The 22508-nt window shown below is 39.1% G+C and carries 16 protein-coding genes; 12 read left to right on the top strand and 4 right to left on the bottom strand.

Going from position 1 to position 22508, the window contains the following annotated elements; translation table 11 throughout:
- Positions 1–191 precede the first annotated feature (191 nt).
- The 6 genes from ALPR1_RS06120 (at position 192) to ALPR1_RS06095 (ending at position 10817) form a co-directional block, all read left to right on the top strand.
- Positions 192–2855: a DUF7133 domain-containing protein gene (locus ALPR1_RS06120; RefSeq protein WP_008199232.1), complete on the top strand. Its 2664-nt coding sequence runs from the start codon at positions 192–194 to the stop codon at positions 2853–2855.
- 177 nt (positions 2856–3032) lie between these two features.
- The gene (locus ALPR1_RS06115) at positions 3033–4826 is read left to right on the top strand and encodes a hypothetical protein (RefSeq protein WP_008199230.1); all 1794 of its coding nucleotides are present in this window, start codon (positions 3033–3035) and stop codon (positions 4824–4826) included.
- A 290-nt stretch (positions 4827–5116) separates the two neighbouring features.
- On the top strand, positions 5117–8128 hold the full coding sequence (locus ALPR1_RS06110) for a PVC-type heme-binding CxxCH protein (RefSeq protein WP_008199228.1): 3012 nt from the start codon (positions 5117–5119) through the stop codon (positions 8126–8128).
- Between the two features lie 99 nt (positions 8129–8227).
- Entirely contained in the window at positions 8228–8968 is a 741-nt protein-coding gene (bla, locus tag ALPR1_RS06105) for a subclass B1 metallo-beta-lactamase (protein WP_008199227.1), read from the top strand.
- Positions 8969–9091: 123 nt separating this feature from the next.
- On the top strand, positions 9092–9814 hold the full coding sequence (locus ALPR1_RS06100) for a 3-ketoacyl-ACP reductase (protein ID WP_008199226.1): 723 nt from the start codon (positions 9092–9094) through the stop codon (positions 9812–9814).
- Between the two features lie 97 nt (positions 9815–9911).
- A complete protein-coding gene (locus ALPR1_RS06095) occupies positions 9912–10817 on the top strand; it encodes an NAD(P)/FAD-dependent oxidoreductase (RefSeq protein WP_008199225.1) in 906 nt (301 codons plus the stop codon).
- 47 nt (positions 10818–10864) lie between these two features.
- On the opposite strand, the gene ALPR1_RS06090 is transcribed toward ALPR1_RS06095, so the two are convergent.
- From ALPR1_RS06090 to ALPR1_RS06075, 4 genes are all read right to left on the bottom strand, one after another.
- Positions 10865–11974 (bottom strand): endo-1,4-beta-xylanase, encoded by a 1110-nt coding sequence (locus tag ALPR1_RS06090; protein ID WP_008199224.1) that lies wholly within the window; start codon positions 11972–11974, stop codon positions 10865–10867.
- Positions 11975–12042: 68 nt separating this feature from the next.
- The gene (locus ALPR1_RS06085; protein WP_008199223.1) at positions 12043–12582 is read right to left on the bottom strand and encodes a hypothetical protein; all 540 of its coding nucleotides are present in this window, start codon (positions 12580–12582) and stop codon (positions 12043–12045) included.
- Positions 12583–12727: 145 nt separating this feature from the next.
- Positions 12728–13894, bottom strand: coding sequence for a PepSY-associated TM helix domain-containing protein (locus ALPR1_RS06080; protein WP_008199221.1), 1167 nt, complete (start codon positions 13892–13894; stop codon positions 12728–12730).
- Positions 13894–16272, bottom strand: a complete 2379-nt coding sequence (locus tag ALPR1_RS06075; protein ID WP_008199219.1) for a TonB-dependent receptor — start codon at positions 16270–16272, stop codon at positions 13894–13896. The genes ALPR1_RS06080 and ALPR1_RS06075 overlap by 1 nt, the downstream gene beginning before the upstream one ends.
- Positions 16273–16467: 195 nt before the next feature.
- Here ALPR1_RS06075 and ALPR1_RS06070 point away from each other — a divergent pair, with 195 nt between their 5' ends.
- The 6 genes from ALPR1_RS06070 to ALPR1_RS06045 all read left to right on the top strand — a co-directional run bounded on the left by ALPR1_RS06070 (position 16468) and on the right by ALPR1_RS06045 (position 22491).
- The gene (locus tag ALPR1_RS06070; protein ID WP_008199216.1) at positions 16468–17085 is read left to right on the top strand and encodes a hypothetical protein; all 618 of its coding nucleotides are present in this window, start codon (positions 16468–16470) and stop codon (positions 17083–17085) included.
- Between the two features lie 16 nt (positions 17086–17101).
- On the top strand, positions 17102–17536 hold the full coding sequence (locus tag ALPR1_RS06065; RefSeq protein WP_008199214.1) for a VOC family protein: 435 nt from the start codon (positions 17102–17104) through the stop codon (positions 17534–17536).
- A gap of 101 nt (positions 17537–17637) precedes the next feature.
- Complete coding sequence (locus tag ALPR1_RS06060; protein WP_008199213.1) at positions 17638–19005, top strand: purple acid phosphatase family protein; 1368 nt, start codon at positions 17638–17640, stop codon at positions 19003–19005.
- 267 nt (positions 19006–19272) lie between these two features.
- A complete protein-coding gene (locus ALPR1_RS06055) occupies positions 19273–20955 on the top strand; it encodes a hypothetical protein (RefSeq protein ID WP_008199211.1) in 1683 nt (560 codons plus the stop codon).
- Positions 20956–20958: 3 nt separating this feature from the next.
- Positions 20959–22053: a ferritin-like domain-containing protein gene (locus tag ALPR1_RS06050; RefSeq protein ID WP_008199209.1), complete on the top strand. Its 1095-nt coding sequence runs from the start codon at positions 20959–20961 to the stop codon at positions 22051–22053.
- Between the two features lie 3 nt (positions 22054–22056).
- Positions 22057–22491 carry a VOC family protein gene (locus ALPR1_RS06045; protein ID WP_008199208.1) on the top strand — a complete coding sequence of 145 codons (435 nt, stop codon included), beginning with the start codon at positions 22057–22059 and terminating at the stop codon, positions 22489–22491.
- Positions 22492–22508 lie beyond the last annotated feature (17 nt).

The raw sequence follows: 22508 nt of genomic DNA, 5'->3' as shown, positions 1-22508 counted from the left end.
GGACAAAGAAACCAAACGTCCCCTATAAGCTTAGGCATTTTTTCAATAGTTTATTCGCCCGTTTATCAAAAATACCCCCTCAAAAACTGAATGAATCACTTCAATGTAAGGCGAAAAGATATCCAAACGTCTATATTTGAAGGTTAGAAAATTAGCATTAAAATATTACAGTAACCCGATTCCATTTTAGCATGACTAAAATAAAAATTCCATTTGCAAGCATTTTGGCCTTTACAGCCCTATTCGGATGCTCCAAATACAAGCCTTCTACCACAGTTGATATAGCTGAACTTAAGGAATATTATACTCCAGCCGGATTTGACCCTAGCTCAGTAATAACTGATAGTACTTCATTGAATATTACTACCATTGCTGGATCTGACATTGTCCCAAGCCCTGCTTGTTTGGCGGTAAGCCCACAAGGAGAAATTTTCGTCGGCGTGGACATGATGGGATCGTTGGGAAAAGAACCTGGAAAAGGCAGCATCGTCAAGCTGATAGATAAGGATAATGATGGCGTTTACGAGACCCATACAGAATTTGCAAAAGCAGATAATCCGAGAGGTATCATGCCTGTGGGAGATCAAGTGTTTGTGCTTCACACTGTCTTCAATGAAACAACTGGTGAGGCAGACAGAATGGACTTGGTGGAGTTTGTAGATAAAGACAATGATGGAGTAGCAGATGGTCCGTCTATTCCGCTAATCAAGAACATTTGTTCACCTGCCTCTCTTAGAAGTAGAGGTACTGACCATGCCACAAACGGTATCCGAATGGGAATCGATGGTTGGATTTATGTAGCAGTTGGGGACTTTGGTTTTCATGAAGCAGAAGATAGATCTGGCAAAAAAATGACCATGCTAGGCGGAGGAATTGTCAGAGTTAGACCTGATGGAACCGAAATGGAAGTCTATGCTCATGGAACCAGAAATATCTATGACGTTGCCATCGACCCCTTCATGAATATTTATACTCGAGGTAATACCAATGACGGTGGGGGCTGGAATATTAGGTTTATCCACTACGTTCAAAGTGGTGAATATGGATACCCAAGCTTATTCAAAAATTTCACAGATGAAATCATTCCTGCTCTTGCAGACCTTGGTGGAGGTTCTGGAACTGGAAGCTACTTTATGGATGATGATAGATGGCCTACAGAATACAATCATGTTCCTATGATGTCTGACTGGGGTAAAAGCGAATTATTTATCCACCGTGTCACGATGGATGGGCCAGGCTTTACACAGGAAGATGAAAACTTCATCAAACTTTCTCAGATCACCGATGTAGATGTAGATGGATCAGGAAGAATGTACTTGGCTGCATGGGATGGAGCTGGCTATAGAGGTAGCCCAGACAAAGGATATGTAGTAAAAGTTTTGCCAAATGATTTCGAATATGAAGCTTTCCCTGATTTAAAGGCTGCCTCAGTAGAAGCATTAGGAGAACTTTTGAAAGCAGGTAATTCAGTGACAAGATTCCACGCACAACAAGAACTTTTGAAAAGACCTGCCGATGAAGCAGCAATGGCAGCATTAAACATTGCTCAAGATCAATCACTACCCTTGCAAAATCGTGTAGCAGGTATTTATACCTATGCTCAGATAGCGTGTGAAAGCGGAGTGGAGTCTTTGTTAAAACTTAGCGAAGAAGATAAGATTCGGGAATTTGCTTTGAGAGCATTAACAGATAGAAAATCTTGCCTTGGAAGTGTTCCTGTGGAGCCTTACTTAGCAGCAGTTCATGATGCCAACCCGAGAGTTCAGGCAGCTGCAATTGTTGGATTAGGAAGATTAGGCAAACTGGATGCAGCAGAAAAACTTTTAGAAATCCAAGTTCCTTCTTCGGCTAAAATTCCTGCTCCAGGAACTGAAGGTCCTCATGCAACTCCAAACTCAGATATCATTTTATCTCACTTAGCAGTAAAATCTCTTGTTGAATTAGACGCTGTAGATGCAGCTGTAAATGCAATTGATACCAATCCGAAATTGGCTCTGTGGACTTTGAGATATATGCATGATCCTAAAGCGGTAGAAGGATTGATGAATGCTTATGAGTCAAGTAGCGATCAAGAGCTAAAAGATGAGATTTTAACTACTCTTTCCAGATTGTATATGGAAGAAGCTCCATATGACGGAAGCTGGTGGTGGAGCACTCGACCAGATACACATGGACCCTATTACAAGGGAATCACATGGGAATCTTCTGAAAAAATCAAGAGTTTCTTGGTTCAGGAGTATGAAAACTCCAACCCATCGAAGAAAAATTTCTTTGCGGGCCTAAATGATCGTCACAGAATGGAGATCTCAGAATTGGGCACAGTATCTGAAGAATTAATCGTGGAAGAAGATCCTAATGTGGATTTAGATGCGATTAAAAACAAAAAAGGACAAGTGGGTGAGGCTTCCATTGAAGATGTGATCTTGGCCGTTGCCGATATCAAGGGAGATCCTGTAAAAGGTAAAGCCCTATTCACAAGTCAGGGTTGTATTGCTTGCCATAGCATAGAAAAAGGACAGGTAATGAAAGGTCCTTTCATGGGTCAAATCGGGTCTATCATGAACCGTGATCAAATTACTGAATCCATCATGAAGCCAAATGCTTCAATTTCTCAAGGCTTCGCCTCTTTCATGATCCAAACCAATGACGATAAATCTTACATGGGCTTTATCACAGCTGAATCTGCTGATGAATTGACTTTAAGAGATATCACAGGAAAGGCAACCACTTTAGAAAAGAAAAACATCAAAAGCCGAAAAGAACTGGAAAACTCAATAATGCCAGCAGGCTTAGCAAATTCACTTTCTTTTGAAGAACTCGCTTCTTTAGTGACTTACCTTCAGCAGCAGAAATAAAGCGTATTAACGCAACCTTAAACTCAAAGCACAAATCGACAATTGTTGGTTTGTGCTTTTTTCTTGCAAAAAAAAGCTGACAAAGATCATCTCAAGGTCTGATCAATACCAGACCGAAAAACACCTTTTGAGCTTGTATCACTTGTACATTTGAAGCTTCAACTCAGAAGGAATAACATGATCCAAGCAACATCTCCCCATTCTTTCCATATCCCAGTGATGGGATTGGGATTTACTGTTGACAGCCCTATAAAAGTGGCTCAATATGGTATTTCAAGTGTGATATCCATTATGGATGACCACCTATTGGAAGACATGCGGAAAATCTATTCAGATAAATTCAACTTCCCTTTTCAATCTATTTCTGAAAAAGAGGATGACTATCGTGCTAAGCGAATTACAGCATTTCTAAATCTGACCAAGGATATCGTTGATCAACAAATCCTGGAGATTCATCATAAGGGATTGGAGAATCCAGCTCTTTTACAAAATTACATTGAACTACTCCCCAAAAGCCACCCCTTAAATGAGCTATACCAAGATTTTGTGAAGTCTCCGGCTGATCTTAAACGTAAGAAGTTTGAAAGCCTTATCAAGTGGATCCAACCGGGAGCCATCGATGTCAATATCATGACCAAGGTGGATAAATTAAATTATGATAAAAACGGCTCCACTTTACCTCGTGAATTCTCTGATGCTCTTTCTGCATTAAGGGGTTTTGCAAAAAGTAAGCTGAATAGTTCTGTAGTGTTCTCAGCAGGCCTAAACCCTGCTTTATACAGTTATGCAGAGCAATTTGAATCCTTTTTCCCAATAGACGGTAAACCTGCCCAAAAGAAAATCATATTAAAAGTTTCGGACTATCGTTCTGCTTTGATTCAGGGAAAATTCCTTGCGAAAAAAGGGCTTTGGGTTTCTGAATTTAGGATAGAATCCGGACTGAACTGTGGAGGCCATGCTTTTGCTACAGACGGCTTTCTGATCGGCCCCATACTGGAGGAATTCAAATCAAAAAAAGAAGAATTAAAAAACAGCCTATCTGAGGTCTACCAAAAAGCAATTTCAGAAAAAGGTCTTTCTTTTCCAGAGCAGCTGGCCCAATTTAAAATCACTTACCAAGGAGGAATTGGAAACGCTCAAGAAGACAGCTTCTTGAGAAATTATTATCAATTAGATGGAACCGGTTGGGGAAGTCCTTTCCTGCTGGTTCCTGAAGCAACTTCAGTGGATGAAGACACTTTACATAGGTTATTGAAAGCTAAGAAATCTGACTTTTACCTTAGCCATGCTTCCCCTTTGGGCGTTCCATTTAACAATCTTAGAAACAGTAGTGGAGAGCAGCAGCGAAAAGAAAGACTAGAGAAAAACAGGCCAGGTAGTCCATGCTATAAGAAGTTCTTATCATTCAGCACTGAATTTACAGAGAAACCTATTTGCACCGCCTCCAGACAGTATCAAAACCTTAAAAACAAGCAACTGCAACAAGGTGAAATCAGCAAAAAGGAATGGAATGAGGTAGCTGAAAAAGACTGTCTTTGCGAAGGTTTAAGTGCTTCGGCTATCCTCTCCAGTGGAAATACCCCAAGACGAAACCTAAACGCTGTTACTATTTGCCCTGGTCCCAACTTGGCCTATTTTAAAGGGACATTTAGTCTCAAGGAAATGGCGGCACATATTTATGGGAAACTAAACCTGAATCTTGACTCTGATCGTCCGCATGTATTTGTGAAAGAAGCCCAGCTCTATGCAAGTCATTTAAAAAATGAATTTCAGAAATTCATTGCCAGTCCAAGCACAAAACAAGAAAATTACCTTGTCAAATTCCAAGAAAATCTAGAGATGGGAATTGATTACTACCAAAAGCTTTTGGCTTCATTTCAGTGGGAAACTGAAGAAATCATATTAAAAATGAAGGAGCAACTGGTAAGTATTCAAGAAGAACTCAAAGTATTGAAGCCTTCCTTGACATAATATACGCCTTAAGAAATAGTGGAAAAAGGTTATCTCCTTTTAGCTATTTGTCACATTGAGCGGAGTCGAATTGCAACTTTCTTAGGTTAAATTAGACTCCGACTTCCTACCTACCCTTAGGCAGGTGCGCTCAGTCTGACATAAACTAGCTATTTGAGATAGCCTATTTTTTTTATTCTTTGGTTTTCAAACCTGATAATATTTTAATAGTTGATTGGTTCAATAATCTCAAAAGATTACTTTAGAATTTGGATTTTTATCCGAATAAAATTGCCAAAAGCTAGCCCAAAATGAAAAAAACCACTTACCTATTCACCTTCCTTGTTTTACTCACTTTTTCATGTTCCCAACCAGATAAACAAGGAATTACAGATAAAGAATATGCTCGACTATCTGACGAACAAAAAAGATCAGTCACAAATGCTATCGATGGCATTGTAGTAGAAGATGATCGTCTGGAATTGACACTTTTTGCCTCTGAGCCTATGATGATTAATCCTACCAATATGGACATTGATGATCGTGGAAGAGTTTGGATTGCGGAGGCGTATAATTACAGAAGTCATTTAAATCCAAGAAATCCTACCAAGGCCGAAGGTGATCGGATTTTGATCATGGAAGACACCAATGGCGATGGTGTGGCCGATGAGTCCAAGGTTTTTTATCAGGGAAATGATATCAATGCAGCATTAGGCATCGCGGTATTGGGGGATAAAGTTTATGTATCGGTTAGTCCTTATGTGTATGTATTTACTGATGCAGATGGAGATGATGTTCCGGAGAAAAAAGAAATTCTTTTCGAAGGCGTGGGCGGAGTACAGCATGATCATGGCATGCACGCATTTACTTTTGGCCCTGACGGAAAGCTTTATTTCAACTATGGAAATGAGGGCAAAGGTATACATCATGCCGATGGCTCACCGATTTTGGATCCATTGGGTAGGCCTGTCAACAGTCAGACCCAACCCTATCGAGAAGGAATGGTTTTCAGAATGAATCCTGATGGATCAGATGTAGAAGTATTGGCTTGGAACTTCAGAAATAATTATGAGGTCGCTGTGGATAGCTATGGTCGAATGTGGCAGTCAGACAATGATGATGACGGTAATAGAGCTACTAGAATCAACTATGTCATGGATTTTGGGAATTATGGCTTCAAAGACGAGATCACAGGAGCTGATTGGCGAACCCGAAGGATCAATATGGAAGATTCCATTCCACTAAGGCATTGGCATTTAAATGACCCAGGTGTGGTTCCTAATATGTTGCAAACTTTTGCAGGTTCACCTACTGGAATTTTGGTGTACGAAGGAAATTTATTACCAGAAGATTATCAGGGGCAGATCATCCATTCGGATGCAGGTCCAAATATTGTAAGAGCATACATTCCATCTAAAGATGGAGCTGGTTTTACCGCTACGATCAAAAATTTAATGGATGGTAATTCCCGAGACAACTGGTTTAGACCATCAGATGTAACAGTCGCCCCAGATGGATCCTTATTTGTCTCGGACTGGTATGACCCGGGAGTTGGAGGCCATGCAATGGGCGATCAGGATAAAGGAAGAGTTTACAGACTAGCTCCAAAGGGAGTTGATTACAAAGTTTCAGCGCCTAATTATGATAATATTGAATCTTTGGTTCAGCTATTGCAAAATCCCAATCGAGCAACCCACTTCAAAGCATTTATGGCTTTAGTGGAAAAAGGAGACGCTGCCAAAGATGCTTTGGAAACATTGTTTACATCTTCACAAAACCCAAGAATGAAAGCTCGTGCTTTTTGGGTGTTGACAAAACTTCCAAATGGTAATGAATATATTCAAATGGCATCCACAGATGCTGATCCATTAATACGCGTTGCTGCAGTTAGGGCATCAAGAATCAATCAGTTAAACGACCCTGATTTCTTAATGAAAATGGCTGGAGATGAAGATATTCAAGTTCGAAGAGAAGTGGCCCTTGCTATCAGATATCAAAATAATGAAGATGTATGGCTGAAACTTGCTAATTCCTACCAGTCTGGCGACAGATGGTTTTTGGAAGCATTGGGAATCGCTGCCGATGGGTTTTGGGATGAATATCTAAGTGCCTATCTATCGGATTTGGATGAAACTTGGATGAAATCCCAGGAAGCAACAGATATTGTTTGGAGATCAAGAAGTTCTGAAACTCCAGAACTTTTAGGGAAAATTATTCTTTCTCAGCCTGGCAGAAATAATGAGAGATATTACAGAGCTCTGGACTTTCAGGAGCCAAGTAGTAAAACAAAAATCCTTAAATCTCTTCTCGCATCTGCACCAGAAGAGGATCAATTGATCATTTTAAGGCAGATAAATTTCGATGCATCTTCTCCTGACAGAGAGTTATTGGCTTTGGCAAAATCAACTGCAGGAAGTATTGCTGATAATAGAGACTTCCTTGATATCGTCAGAAAATATGAGATCAAAGACCAGAAAGAAAGGTTGAAGGAATTGGTTTATCAATCAGAAAACAACCAGCATTCACAAATGGCCGCCAATATTTATTCTTCCCTTTACGGAATAGAGGATATAAAAAAAGAGATTGATCAAGGTGACGAGGCCCAAACGATTACGGCAATCGAGAAGTTTGGAACCATTGACAACGAAAACATAGCGAAGTTATTGGCAGGATATTATACTGATGAATCAAATTCCACAGCCATCAGAACCGCTGCAATGGAAGCTGCCAGAGGATTCAATTCTGAGCCTTATTTATGGGAATTGGTGAAGGCAGATAAAGTTCCTGCAGACTTGCTTCCCATCGCACAAAAGATTCTGCTCTCTTCTTGGAATGGAAACCTTCGAGCTGAAGCAAATGCGTTTTTCGGGGATGCCGCCAATAGCGATTACGACTTATCAAAAATGCTTACTTCCAGTGGAAGCGTAGAAAACGGAAAAACCATTGCTTCTAACTATTGCCTGGCATGTCACAAAATCGGGGAAGAAGGAATCGATTTTGGCCCAGGCCTTTCGGAAATCGGAGATAAACTATCCAAAGAAGGATTATTCAACGCTATCATCAACCCTTCCGAAGGGATGGGCTTTGGGTATGAAACCCAGCTGGTAAAATTGAAAGACGGCACCGAATTTACTTGTATTGTCAATTCCAAAACTGAAAATGACCTGATCGTGAAACTGGTGGGAAGTAGTGAACAGAAAATTTATAAACTGGCGGATGTGGAAAGCGTCACCCAGCAGGATCTGTCCTTAATGCCAAAATTCCCACTTTCTGAAACAGAATTGGTCGATTTGGTCAGCTACTTGGAGACTTTGAGAAAGTAATTTGTTCCATTTCCCGAAAACTGATCCCAGCTTATGAAAATAGGCTGGGATTTTGTTTGATGATAAAAACCATAAATAAAACCTAAAAATCAATTTTTCATGAAAACTCAGGCTTTCCTTTTAATTCTACTTTTTGTCTATCAACAACAATCAGTTTTTGGACAAAAAAAGGAGTTTGCCTACAACTCCGAATCTCTTCAGGTCGAGCAAATTAGCCAAAACACCTTTCTACATATCAGCTACCTGAATACAGATGATTTTGGAAAAGTGGCATGCAATGGAATGATTGTCATCAATGAAGGTGAAGCTCTGGTTTTCGATACGCCTGCCAATGAGGAAGCCAGTCTGGAATTGATCAATTGGCTGGAAAAAGAGCAACAAGTGACAGTAAAAGGAGTCGTTGCCACTCATTTCCATTGGGATTGCTTAGGTGGGTTGGATGAATTTCATAGGAAGGGAATCCACTCCTATGCATCTGCTAAAACCATTGCTTTGGCAAAATCAGTTGGATATCCCGTTCCAGAAATAGACTTTAAAAAGAAATTGATTTTGGAAGCAGGAAGTATAAAAATCGTCAATCAATTTTTCGGAGAAGGGCATACAAAAGACAATTTCATTTCCTATGTCCCTGCAGACCAAGTCATTTTTGGAGGATGCATGATCAAGGCCATTGGTGCCGGAAAAGGCAATCTTGAAGATGCCAATCTTTCCGAATGGTCTGCAACGGTAGAAAAAGTAAAATCCGCTTTTCCGGATACTCAGATTGTAATTCCTGGCCATGGGAAAATTGGAGGAACGGAGTTATTGGATTATACAGCAGAGATGTTTGAGAAGAAGTGATTTAGCCGTTCTCTAATAAAATAAAACCTTATACAGAAATCACTTCCTGATTTTTTATTAGCGACATTCCTGAACTCAATTCAGGGATTGTTGTTTTATATCCAATTAAGATCTACAAAAATAATGGAATCACTAACAGGAAAAACAGCGCTGATCACTGGCGCAGGAAAAGGATTAGGTAAAGCAATCGCAATAGCTCTGGCCCAAGAAGGGGTACATCTTGCCATATTATCCAGAACTGAATCAGACTTATTGAAAGTCAAAGAGGAGGTAGCAGGAATTGATTCCTCCTTGAAAGTGGCAATCGCCGTGGCTGATCAGTCAGATTTCTCCAGCATCAAAACTGCAATCGCTTCTCTGACTTCAGAAGTTGGAGTTCCGGATATTTTGGTGAATAATGCCGGAACCGGCAAGTTTGGGAAATTCTTGGATCTCGATGTCAGCGAATGGGAACATATCGTGAAAGTCAATCTTTTTGGCGTTTACTATGTCATCCATGAAGTTCTGCCGGGAATGCTTGAAAGAAAATCAGGTGATATTGTGAACGTTTCCTCCACTGCTGGCCAAAAAGGAAATGCGATGACAAGTGCCTATAGTGCCTCCAAATTTGGACTAAACGGACTAACTGAATCACTCATGATGGAGGTTAGAAAATCGGATATCCGGGTGTTCAGCATGAGCCCAAGTACTGTGGCCACTGATTTGGCCATGGACAATAACTTGACTGATGGAAATCCGGATAAGGTATTGCAACCAGAAGATTTTGCCGAATTACTAATTGCGCATTTAAAACTGCCAAAACGCGCATTAGTGAAGGAAGTAGGGCTCTGGTCTACCAACCCATAATTCCATCTTAAATATTAACAAAAATGAACCTCTATAAATGCAACATTATTGCATTTATAGAGGTTTTTAGTATCTTTGGAATTCAACCACCTAGAAAATGGAGCAACAGAATTTTGAAGTAATCATTATTGGAGGCAGTTATGCAGGACTAGCTGCAGCAATGGCATTAGGAAGATCTTTGAGAAAAGTTTTAGTCATTGATGCCGGAAAACCTTGCAACAGACAAACACCGCATTCGCACAATTTTTTAACACAGGATGGCAAAACACCAATGGAGATTTCATCCTTGGCCAGAGAACAGGTCGAAGCATACGAAACCATTTCCTTCTATTCTGATACCGTAACGTCAGCTAAGAAAAGTGATCCCGGTTTCTTAATCAAAACAAAAAATGGCTCAACTTTCTCTGGGCAAAAACTCATTTTTGCCACTGGAATCAAAGATATCCTGCCCGAAATCCCAGGTATTCAGGAATGCTGGGGAATTTCAGTCATTCATTGTCCTTATTGCCATGGGTATGAAGTAAGACATGAAAAAACTGGGATTTTAGCCAATGGTGAATTCGGTTTCGAATTTGGAAAAATGATTACCAACTGGACTAATGATTTGACCCTCTACACCAATGGAAAATCAACTTTAACTCCTGAGCAAACAGAGAAATTATTATCCAAAAATGTCATTATTTCTGAGAAGAAAATAAGCCAAATCATCCATCAAGACGGAAAGATTCAAAGCTTGGTTTTCGAGGATGGATCACAAGAAAAAATCAAAGCGCTCTACGCAAAACCTGAATTTGAACAAAGTACTCCACTGATCTCAGAATTGGGATGCGAGCTAAAAGAAAACGGCTATGTGGACATCGATCAACTTAATAAGACTTCCGTAGCCGGGATCTATGCCTGTGGTGATAATACCAATATGTTCCGTTCGGTGGCATTTGCGGTATCCTCTGGAACCATGGCCGGAGCTGCCTGCAACAAGGAGTTGATAGACGAAAGCATTTAATTGAAAAGGGCAAATCGATTAAATGATTTGCCCTTTTTCTTTCTTGATTATTTTACCACACCGGCTAGCTTTTCAAATACCTCTTTTTTGGGATCCAAGTTCCGGTCAAAAGGCAAAGGGTAATTGGTTCGACCACGAACCGGGAAGTTATTCAGCCAACTATTTCGATCACTCAAACCCCAAAAGGTCACACGTGTGATTTTATCTTTATGCTTTTCATAAATAGCAAAGATATCCTCATACCGTTGCGCCAATTTTGCTTCAGCCTCTGGGGTAATTCCTTCCTTATAAGGATTGTATTCATCTGAATTAGCAAAGTTCATATTCAAATCAGCTCCTTCTGCCCTTCTCGGTCTTGGCAACACATCCACATCCAGTTCAGTGATCATTACTTTAAATCCTGCCTCATGGATATCGATGATCCCTTGCTCAATTTCTTCTAAAGTCGGTGATTCCAGCTGATAATGTCCCTGCATACCTATGGCGTCAATTTTTATTCCTTCAGCTTTCATTTCCTTGGCAAAATCCAGAATTCCTTTCCTTTTGGAAGCTCTCCAGACATTGTAATCATTGTAATAAAGCTCGGCATCAGGATCTGCTTTTTGAGCATTTCGGAATGCCTCTTTTATAAAATCTTTTCCTGCTATCTGAAACCATTTCGATTCACGAAAACTTCCATCCTCGTTAAATGCTTCATTGACCACATCCCAACCATTGATTTTCCCTTTATATCTTCCAGCAACAGTTTGGATATGATTTTCCATTCGGCTGTATAAGACATCTTTTCCTACCAAATCACCTACTTCATCTTCAAATACCCAATCAGGAACCTGCTGATGCCAAACCAAACAATGACCTATCGTAAAAGCCCTCATTTTTTCTCCCAAAGCCACATATTCATCTCCAAATTCAAAGTTGAACCTATCAGGATCTGGATGAACCCTTTCCCACTTCAAACCATTTTCAGGACTTAAACTGTTAAAATTGTTTTCTATCACAGATTTCGCTTTGGGATCATCGCTAGTTACTTGCCATCGATTTAGTGCCACCCCAATATGATAGCTATCCTTAAAAATATCCTTCAGCCCTTGCTCCTTTGGTTTATGGGACGCCAACAGCAAGGTCATTACTAAGAAAAGAATCGTATTTTTAATCATGGTTAAATAGGTTTAAGGCAATCACTTTTTATAGAGTTTAAAAAATCATTTGTCATAAATCATAAATCCTAGGATCCGCTTCCTCTAAACTGATCTTCTTTATAAGCAAACAGCACATTAAAGGTAGTCAATGAACCGTAACAGCGAGTGATATACTGTTGAAGATGAACACGATCCTCATCGTCGAGTTTCGGGTGATTATTGATATTCTGCTCCAACACTCTCAATTTTTCACGTACCATAACAATTTTGTGGAAGAAGGTAGCCATCGGAATTTCCTTTGTTTGAAGGCTTGAATCACTAGGTTCAAAAACCACGTTTCCTCCCATCCACTTCCCTCCTAGAGGAACTATGGGAGCTCGCTCAGAAGTTTGAGTCAAGGCCTCTCGAATTGCCTTTTCTACATCCTTCATCGTGAGCATTGGGAAATCAGGGGTTTTGGCTTCTTCCACCTCAAACCCCTCATAATCCCTCGCTAGCGTTTTTACCTCCTCATTCGAATAAAAATAAATCTTGTAATACGTTTCGTCTACAGAAAGAATCATTCCTGTGCCGAATTTTGGATGCTTTATTTTACTTCCTGGTGCTAATTCACTTGCTGATGCCATTTTTCAAAAGTTTTTAGATAAGCAAAATAAGGATTTCCGGGAAAATCTAAACTCTTAATCCATTGGCATAAAACATTGCTGCAAAAAGAAATGGCTGCAATTTCTCACAACCATTTCACATTCAAATATTTATACTCTTAAAAAATTAAGCCTCCACTAGCTCAGGCTTTTCCTTCACCTTTATTTCTTTATTTTTCTTCGCTTTATTTTTCCTTCCCCACCAGATCATAAAACCGGTTACGGGCAAAGAACCAATGATCGCACTTAGAAAAAATGCAAGTATTTTTCCTGGCAAGCCTGCAATTGCTCCCACATGCACATCATAATTCATCCGCATGATTTTCTGAGCTATCGTAGCTTCCTCAATTCGATTGTAAAAGTGATCTACAGAAATTTCTTCTAATGTGTTCTGATCGAAATACCGATAGTCAGTTTTCCAATAGGTTGATGCATCTGGATTTGCATTGGCTGCAAGCGCTGAACCCTCAAATTCAGGCGGATGAACTTCAATCCATTCAGCATCAGGGTACTCTTCTTTCATCTTCAACCATACCGCATCAATAGCAGGGATTTCTCCTTGATATGTCTGAGTTGAATCCGACATTGGATTGTAATATTCAACGAACTTATCTCCACCAGAGGTAAGAAAATAAACACCATCTCTAAACCACATAAAACCCCAAACCAAGCCTGTGATAGCAAAAACCAAAGCAAAAGTCATTGCATAAAAACCCAGTACTTGATGCAGATCATAGTTCTTTCTTCTCCATCTTCCAGACCATTTGATTTTCAAACTTTGTTTTAGATTCTTCTTTTTCTTTGGCCACCAAAGGATCAATCCAGAAATCACCATAAACAAGAATATCAAAGTAAAACTCGCCACGACTGGTTGCCCGATTTCTTGAGGTAGCCATAAATAAAAATGCCCGTCCAAAACTATTCTGAAAAAATCAGCATACTCATCCTTAAGCTTGAGAACTTCTCCTGAATAGGGGTTGATATAAGCAATCTGGTAATGATCATTCCCTTCCCCATAGCTAAAAAAGATCGCTTGAGCTGACTTCTCCTTGGTAGGGTAAAGAATTGCATGCAGGTGTCCTTCGGGATAAACATCCTGTGCTATTTCACTAATTTGGCTTGGTGGTAATACGGCCGATTCCTGCGGTTCTACAGATAGAAAAGGATAAGTAAGTTCTTTAATTTCTGCCTGAAAAGCATAGATACAACCCGTCACTGCCACTATAAACACCACAAGCCCGGACGAAAGTCCGAGCCAAAGGTGTAGCTTATTGATTGTCTTTTTAAGATTCATTAAAATCTATAATTAAGGCTAAGAGAAACATTTCTTAGATTCTGTGGAGTAACAGTTGACCAACCAGAGTAATATTTTTGATCTGTCAGATTATTTACTTTCAAAGCCAAAAAGTACTGAGAACCTGTATAAGAAAGGGAAGCATTAAACACCTGGTAAGAAGGAAGTGCAAATGATCCAATGTTGTCTCTATTCAAAGTTAAATACTCACTCGCTGCATTTCCTCCAAAGCCAAGACCAAAGCCTTTTAATGGTCCTGCGTAGAAATTATAGCTAGCCCAAAAATTGAACAAATCTTCAGGGCCAGCTTCTTCAGGTCTCACTCCTAAGTAACCACTTTCAGGATAATCCTTGGTTACCTCAGCATCGTTGTGACTAAATCCAGCTACTAAATTCAATCCCTCCACTGGACTTGCTATAACACTCAATTCAAAACCTTTGCTCACTACTTCTCCACCTTGAATGGAATTATTCACATTCGTTGGATCAGTCATCACACGATTGCTCACCCTGATATTGTAATAACTTGCTGTGGCTGTGATCTTATCACTTAATAAATTGGTCTTTACACCGAATTCATACTGGTTAGCGCGTTCTGGATCAAAAACTTTAAACCTTGAATTGGTACCATCTGCATCCGAGACTGTAGTCGGGGCAATGTTGGTAAATCCATTCATATAATTCCCAAAAACAGAAACCTTGTCTTTTATCGGCTGATATACAATCCCGAATTTAGGAGATACTGCAGTTTGTGTATTTTCCTCAGTATCGGTTCCCCAAGACTCGTTTTTAAAATTATCCACTCGTACGCTGGCCATTAAAGAAAGCTGTGAGGTCAATTCCAACACATCAGAAACATAAGCACTCAATACTCGAGTAGCGGCGGTTGTATTTCCTTCAAAAGTATCTTTCAATAATTCATCTACACCTGCTTGAGTCAAGACCCCAGTATCATTTCCATCAGAAAGAGTCACCACGCCATTTCCGACCCAACCTGTGCTGCTGTTTTTGATATCCTGATCGTAGAAATCAAGTCCCACAATCATTTTGTTTTTCATCGAACCAATGGAGAAGTCACCTATAAAATTCTGTTGGATATCTGTGGTAAGGGTTTGCCCATTTCTATCAGAAATATATCGGTAAAATGAATCCCCATCACTTCCATCAAATAGGTAATGGTAGTATCCTGCTGTTTTTGTAGAGCTTCTGGAAACTACTGTCTGAGAAGTCCAGGCATTGGAAATTTTGTAGAAAGCCTGCGCCTGAATTGCATAAGAATCATTGTTGATACTCAATTCATCACTTGTAAATGATCTCTCATAGTTTCTTTCAAATGGTTCGATCGAATCAAAAGTCAATGGATTAGATCTGTTTAAAAATATCATTGGAGCATTGACGGAATTAGAATTTAAAAACTCCGTATTGATTAAAAATGATAGTCTTTCACTCGCCTGAAGCTTGAAGGAAGGAGCAACAAAGAAGGACGTTTTACCTCCTGCATCCTGAAAAGTGTTGTTTTGTTGATAGGCCGTATTTACCCTCATGGATGCATTTTCATTCAGAGGAACGTTTACATCTCCAGAAATTCTATTCAGTCCATTATTCCCTGTGATAAAGCCAACCTCTCCTTTAAATAAATCGGAAGGTCTTTTGGTCGTAATGTTGATCAAGCCACCATATGATATAACAGAACTTCCAAACAAAGTACCAGATGGACCTTTGATTACATCTACTGTTTCAATATTTGCAGGATCCAACCCCCCATTATTTAGGCTTGGCATTCCGTTTACCATCGTAGGCTGAACAGAAAACCCTCTCATAGAGTAATATTCAGCACCATCACCACCTCGACCAGTTGATTCCCAAAGTCGGGTGATACCAGTAGCATTTTTCAATGCATCATTCATGTTAGTCACCACCTGCTCCTTTAATAATTTTCGGGAGATAGAATTATAGACCTGGGGATTTTCCAAATCTGTCAAAGGCAACTTTGCCACGGTGAAATTACTGTCAGCGTAAAATCTATTCGAGCTTAGATCGGTCACGATCACCTCCGACAATTCAGTGGAGCTTTCTGGCAAAGTAAAATCTAAATCTATGGTCTCACCGGCACTTATCTGAATAGTCCTCTCCTGCTTTTCTACACCTACAAAAGAGGCAAAAACTGTGTAAGTACCAGGCTCAATATTCTTTATTGTATAGAACCCTTTACGATCAGTAGTATTTCCTTTGGCAAAGCCTTTCAAGCCTACATTTACAAATTCCAGAGGCTGCAAGTCTGACGTAGTTACTACGCCCTGGATACTTCCTGACTGTGCAAAAACTGTAATCGTACTCAAGAAGAACAAGCTTACAAAGAGTAATAATCGGCAATTCATATTGGTGTTGTTTTCAATGATGACGCAAACTTATTACTTAGACTAATTCTAAACAAGGCTTATTTAGAATTAATCTAAAAAAAATCAAGACCCTAAATAAAAGGAGCTAGAAACACATTAAAAATCAAGGCAATACCATTCGTTGCTCTTCTTCTAAAAAAATTCGATAATTTTAATTACCAGCGAAATCAATTTATGGACAAACTGAAATTCTACTTCATTCAAGGGATTTCCATTTTTCTCGGCTTCACATTTTGGGGAGCAGGTATGGCAAAATTATTCTATGAACACCAATTTTTTGGCTGGATCGGACCTGTCTGGTTGATAGAAGAATTAGCCGCTTATGGTTTGGGACTCTACGGGGTTTTTATCGCTTATAGTCAGATCATCATTGGTTATCTAATGGTAACTACCCGCTATAAACTTCTTGGGAGTATCATGATGATTCCCTTGATAGGAAATATCCTGATGGTGACCATTTCTTTAAATTGGAAAGGAACCCCGATCGTATTAGGCTTTCTTATGCTTCTCAATCTTTTCATTCTCTGGCAATACAAAGATTATTTCAGACCACTTATTGATGAAAGCACCGTCAGTCACTCCGTCAAAGAAAGAGCTGTTCGAACGACCAGTGCTCACCTTGTATGGCTTGCCGGCCTTTCCTTACAGATCATTTCCATACAAATCTCCTACATCAATTGGATAATGGCTTGTTCGGTGGTCATTGTAGGACTGTTTTTGTCTTATTTAAGCTTTAGAATTGACAAAAAATCAGTAATAACACCGAAATTAGAAGACACTATCAATCAATAACTTAAACCCAATAAACATGAAAATCCATCCCTATTTAAATTTTGACGGAGAAGCTGAGGAAGCTATGACATTTTATAAAAGTGTGTTAGGAGGAGAGTTTGATGGAGGGATAAGTTATTTCAGTGAGATCCCCGGAATGGACCACATGACGGAAGAAGAGAAAAAACGTGTAATGCATGTTACTCTTAAAATTTCCGATGATCTCAAAATCATGGCAAGTGATACTATGCCAAGTATGGGGCATCAATTAAAAGTGGGAAATCACAATCATATTTCTTTAATGCCTGATTCCAAAGAACAAGGTAGAAAGTTTTTTGAGGGCTTGTCTAAAGGAGGGAAAATAGAAATGCCCTACGAGAAAGCCTTTTGGGGTTCTTATTTCGGAAGTTTTCAAGACAAATATGGCAATGGATGGATGGTGAATTATAATTTAAAAGAGGGAGAAGAATAAGATTCAAACTACTCCAGAAAGAATTAAAAATTCCTTAACAGGAAAAACACTTAAATCCCATCTTTTAGCTTCTTCTTTATTTTTAAATTCACCAGATCATCATGACCCATTCTGTAAAGTTTCTATTTGTTAGTTTTCTCATTTTCTTCATTTCTTCAAACCTTTCGGCACAGAAGTTCCTCCCTACTGAATTCCCTGATAGAATTGTTCTGACTTGGGCAGAGGAACCCACGACATCTCAATCTGTAACCTGGAGAACGGCATCAGATATTCTTAATTCAAAGGCTCAAATTATTCTTGCTCCAAACACACCGATTTATTTAGACAGCGTGGAGAGTTTTGAAGCAATAACAGAATCTCTTGAGGTGGATAGTGTAAAAGCCAATTATCATTCAGTGACTTTTAGAAATTTAAATCCAGCCACTACCTACGCTTATCGAGTGGGTAATGAAGGAACTTGGAGTGAGTGGTTTCAATTTACTACTGCCCCGGAAAAAGGCGCTCCCTTTTCATTTGTTTACTTTGGTGATGCTCAAAACAACTTAAAGTCACAGTGGTCGCGAATCATAAGACAGGCATATTCAAATCTGCCTAAAGCAGCTTTTATGCTTCATGCCGGCGACCTAATCAATAGAACCCAATCGGACTCAGAATGGGGGGAGTGGAATTATGCAGGTAGCTTTATCAATGCGATGATCCCCAGCATCAGCACACCCGGCAACCATGAATACGATCGAGACGAGGATGGATCATTGGTATTGGATTATCACTGGCAAAAGCAATTCACCCTTCCTGAAAATGGACCTGAAGGCTTCGAAGAATCAGTGTATTACATCGATTATTCAGATTTGAGAATTATTTCATTGAACTCTCAAGAAATTGTTTCAGATGAAGAATCCATGGAAATTCAGAGAGTTTGGTTGGAAAAGGTATTGACTGAAAACACCCAAAAATGGACCGTCATTACTTTTCACCACCCTATTTATTCCTCAGGAACAGGAAGGGATAACAAAGAATTCAGAGAAGCATTTAAGCCAATATTTGACAAATTTAAAGTAGACTTAGTCTTACAAGGACATGATCACTCGTATGGAAGAGGCCGAAACCTATCTTCCGGAGTAGGAAACCAAGACCCAGAAAGCCAAGGCCCCGTCTATGTTGTCTCTGTAAGTGGTCCAAAAATGTATAATCTGACTTTTGACAAATGGATGGACCGAGCTGCATCAAACACCCAACTCTATCAATTGATTACAATTGAAGGAAACCGTCTTAGCTATGGTGCCTATACAGCCAAGGGGGATTTATACGATGCATTTGATTTGATCAAGGAAAAAGGTAAAAGCAAACAATTTATTGATCGTGCAGATAAAGCTATTCAGGAAGCGATAGAATTAACTCCCGGTTCAGAGGAAAAAATGACTCCCGAGGAGATGGCTGAATACATGAAAACCTACAAGGGAGGAAATTAATATTCCTCCCATTAGATTTTAATGGTCAGATTAATTGTTGCCTTTTCTAATAAATTTATTGGTTTCTTTCACTTCTACTAGAAAATGAAATTCATTACAATTTCCATTTGAAGACTTAAATTCTGTTTATATAACATAAAAAAAGCAACTCATTGTTTTCTAACTATTTAGACGCTTTAACAAGAAGTAAAACTTAGTTTTTTCAAGGTTTTTAGGCTAACTTTCTATAAGATTTTTCATTTAGTATCACTTTTAAATTAATCTTTTATGTCTTATTTAAATTCTCCCCGATTGACTTTTTCGGGGCAGTTTCAGGCAGATCCTTCTACGGTCAACAATGATCCGACACATTTTAACAACGACACCTTTCAACCCAATTTTCAAGAATGGGGAAGCGGTGCAACAAACGGATGGTGGAACCCAGAAGGGACTGGAAGTTGGCGCTTTTTAAGCTGTAAGGTAAAAAGTGTCACTTACCTTGACGGCACAAGCACATCGGACCCAAAAGAAGATCCAGTCATCGGGATGACAATAATGGACTCTAACAAAAAAGTAGCAGGTAAAATCGTGGATTTAGATCCACAGCAACAAATGGTATCTGCACTTTGGGGCTTGGTGGTTCGCTTGGTGGATGGAGAAAAGGAAATCATCAATTCAGACTACACGGTTTCATCCTTTACTAATATTTGGATGGCAAGAGCTCCAGATTTAGGCGGAGATACCCGAGCAGCTGCGATTTTCCAATCGACTCTAAAAAACATTTCTTGGAACATAGACAATTGCAGTTCTAGGTATTTGAAAGAGTTGTATTCTGTAAGCAAAGAGAATCTGTCCATACAGTTTACAACTGATTTATATGATATGGACAAAACATCTCCCGCTTTTACCATCGGTAGAATTGTGGGTTCTATCGGCCCTTGCTTTGAAAACGACCCTACATTCTTCACCATAGGAAGGCCACTAGCTCCTCAGTCCTCAACAATTAATTATGCAAATGCCATCTTGGATAAAAAACTAAATCAAGTCACTATTGATCTTGCTAATTCTTTCCCTATCAATTCAAATGGCACTTTGAAACACTCCATGCCACTTCAACTGATGGTGGATAAAGGAGTGGATGGTTCAAGCGATTTAGTTTCAATAGGAGAAATCGATATTTCTGCCTCTGATTGGTATGATGGAAAAGCTGGAATTTCAGTTCTGCCATTAAACGACAAAACCTCCTTAGTAGAAAACCATCCTATTGTCATCTTAAATGCTGAACAAGAGGTAATTCTTTCAGAGACTATCAATTACGTATGTGCGGATAAATTTGTGTTTTACTTAAATCCGAACGAAGATTGTGAACTAGAATTTTATTGTACACATCTCGGGAAACCCATCCCAAACAAAAGCATAGATTTCAGACTTATTGCCAGTAATTTTGGCCCTACTCCACCTGTCGTCGGGGTTCCTAAAACCACTCTAGAATTCCCCAACACCACGCTTTCCGATACTGATGGAAAAGCAACCATAAAAGTGAAAGCAAATGACCCTGGTAACCCAAGAAAGTACATCGATGGTCAGGTTTATGGTATTGCCTATAACTTTAGCGATGGCTACTTTTCAGATTGCAACCCAAATAACTTTATAAGTTTCCTTGTTTTTGATTCGGTAGATCAAGAAAAAATAAACAATCCATCTTGGGAGGATATTTACCCGATCATGTTGCAGTACTCCAATTTATATCCTTTGATGTCAAAAGGAATTTTTAATCTAGCTGACCAAAAAGTGGTAGATCAAAATGCGGAAATCCTAAAATTTGTTTTTAGTAAAGACAGGGAAGACCCAAACTACATGCCCGCCACTAGAGATCTCTCAAGAGATAAATCAGCAATGATTATCAACTATTTAAATTCAGTTTTAGCTGAAAAAGGAACAAAAGATTCCATCACTTTTAAAAAACTATAAGACATGATTTTTCTAAAAAACATACAAATAGATACCATCGAAGATCTTCGATCAGCGATACAAACAGCTATTGAGCTGGAACATTCTACAATCCCTCCTTACTTGACCGCTAATTTTACTTTAGCAAATACTGGGAATGATCAGATCTCAAATCTTATAGGTTCGGTTGTTGGCGAGGAAATGCTGCACCTCTCTATCGCTTGTAATCTCTTAAATGCAGTAGGAGGATCTCCAGCACTGAATACGCCAGATTTTGTCCCAAAATATCCCGGACATCTACCCGGTGGAGTCGATACAGGACTGATAGTTCCTTTGGAGAAATTTTCACTTCCCCTAATCAAAAATGTTTTTATGTCCATTGAGGAACCAGAAAGCCCAATCCACATAGAAACTTTGAGCAAGGTTGAAGACTCTATGACCATAGGGCAATTTTATCAAAAGATTAAAGAAAAAATTTCTTCCCTTGAAGGAGAAGCTAAAAAAAATGGAAAGACAATTTTTACAGGAAAGTCATCTCATCAACTTACCTATGCTAAGTTTTTCCCTGAAAAATTATTATTTCCTATCCATGACGAAACCTCTGCATTCAATGCAATAGATATCATAGTAGATCAAGGAGAAGGGACCTCTACAGATCCATTTGTCGATCCAATAGATACCGAAGAGGGAGAACCAGCTCACTATTATCGATTTGAAGAAATCTATAATGGAAAAACATTGGTAAAAGATCCTAATACACAATCAGGTTATTCCTATTCAGGAGATCCCATCCCTTTAAAGGAGGATGGTATCCCAAATATGTACCCTAACCCAAAAATGGCTGATTTGCCGAAGGACTCTTTAGCATATCAATACAGCAAGCTTTTTAACTTCACCTACACCTGTCTTCTGAATAGTCTTCATTTGACATTTAATGGGCAAACGGAACAAATAAATGAAGCTATGGGATTAATGTTTTCTCTCAGGCTTTATGCGGGAAAATTACTTGCAACCCCTTATCCAAATGACCCAACTTATGTGGCTGGGCCAAGCTTTGAGTTTGTCACCAATGAGGATTTGTCGAGTATGGAAATCTCCATTTTGAACCAAAATTCTTAATCCATGAAGTTTATCACCGACCAATTAATTACAAAATTATCGGTAAGTGATCTTTCGAAATCCAGGGATTTTTACGAAAAGATCCTTGGGTTTCAATTGGACCCTAAATACTCGATAATAAAGGCCCCAGATGAAATACCTTATCTACAAATGAACCTTGCATGTGAAGATGGAAGCAAAATAATTTTAGGTTTATATAAAGATATTGATGCACCCTTTAACCCACTACCTTCAAATGGAACAGTGCCAAGTTTTCTTGTGAAGGATATAGAAGCAACTCTGACACTCTTTCAAAAAAATCAAGTGGTAATTGATGAAATCGAGGGGAGCTATATACTTTCAAATACATCAGATTTAGGCTATGAAGATAAGTTCTTCTTTTTTAGAGATCCAGACTATAATTCACTAGTTATCCGTGAAAACATCTTAAAAATTTAAAATAATAACCGAAAACA

It is taken from the genome of Algoriphagus machipongonensis (assembly GCF_000166275.1).
Lineage (GTDB): Bacteria > Bacteroidota > Bacteroidia > Cytophagales > Cyclobacteriaceae > Algoriphagus > Algoriphagus machipongonensis.
This window is presented reverse-complemented; position numbering and strand designations above follow the sequence as displayed.